This window comes from Xanthomarina arctica, assembly GCF_014638915.1.
Lineage (GTDB): Bacteria > Bacteroidota > Bacteroidia > Flavobacteriales > Flavobacteriaceae > Xanthomarina > Xanthomarina arctica.
In genome coordinates this window covers 1-1,107 of sequence record NZ_BMFQ01000015.1, presented here as the reverse complement: position 1 = coordinate 1,107, position 1,107 = coordinate 1, and the positions used below count along the sequence as shown (strand labels likewise).

The 1,107-nt window shown below is 29.7% G+C and carries 1 protein-coding gene; it reads right to left on the bottom strand.

The genetic code is table 11. The annotated features are described in order from the left end of the window. Positions 1–123 precede the first annotated feature (123 nt). Positions 124–855 (bottom strand): DUF6090 family protein, encoded by a 732-nt coding sequence (locus IEV77_RS17350; RefSeq protein WP_188467178.1) that lies wholly within the window; start codon positions 853–855, stop codon positions 124–126. Positions 856–1,107: the final 252 nt, after the last annotated feature.

Below are 1,107 nucleotides of genomic sequence, written 5' to 3'. Positions count from 1 at the left end.
ACAGGCTTTTGCCATTGCTAAATCAGGACTAATATTTGACGAAACTTACAGAAGTACTTTAGTAAAAAAATAATAGAATTTTACTTGTTTTTTAGCACAGTACTTTGTTGTGCTTTCGTTATTTCATTTCCGATTCAATTCTTTTTCAATCATTTCAATTAAATCTTGTCCGTGTTTCCGTAATTGTATAAAGTCTTCTCGCCATTCAAAAGATTCCCATTTTCGGTCTGTAAAATCATTGGCTAGAGTTCTATCAGAGAGCAATCCTCTAACATTACTTGAGAAATTGTTTGAACTAGTTGCAATATTCTCTAACGATATATAATCTTTAATTTTCGGTCGAATTCTATTATTTTTTAATTCCCTCATAAGGTTTTCTTGTTCTTTATATCCCTCAAAAAAAACTGGGTATTGAACTATTTCTCTTTTTATAGAATCATTTTTTATCAACCCTATTTTATTACTAATTATAATTTCAATTCCTGACAAATTCAGTTGCACATCTTCTACTTCAGAACTAAAAGCGATAAGTTTTTTAACTTTATGGAATGAAGAATCAATTGGTTCATCTCTCATAAGTTCTAAAAAGAGTTTTGTTTCATTTATTTGTCTATCAATTTTTAATTCAGCCTTCTTTAATATTTCTTCATTAGATAATAAATCCACCAACACGCTTTGAAGAACTTGATTTTCAGTTTTTCTATCTTTTCGATTTTCATTCCAATTATTTATTGCAATAGCAATCAGAATGCCAATAACAACAAGTATGATTTCGCCAACAGCGTATTTAAGATACTTTCCAGTTTTTCCTTCTGAAAGTAAATTTTGTCTAATTTTTCTAAAGAATTTTATCATTGGTTAGCGGTTTCTGATAATGAAGCACAACGGTTTTGTATATGAAAAGTGCGTGCTTGTGTCAGAGGATTTTCGGAACGAAAATCGGATGAAAGCAAGTACGCACTTTCCTTTGATTTAGCACTAAACTACGCATTTTTTATATACGGCTTAAGTTAGCATTTTAATAAAAACACTAAATTAAGGCATATAAATTAGAAAGCACAAAAGAGAGGAATAAGGTTAATATATACGCAGAGACTATAGATCTCG

Excerpts from the sequence above, each read along its gene's own strand:
- IEV77_RS17350 (WP_188467178.1), bottom strand. The coding sequence starts at position 855 with ATGATAAAATTCTTTAGAAAAATTAGACAAAATTTACTTTCAGAAGGA.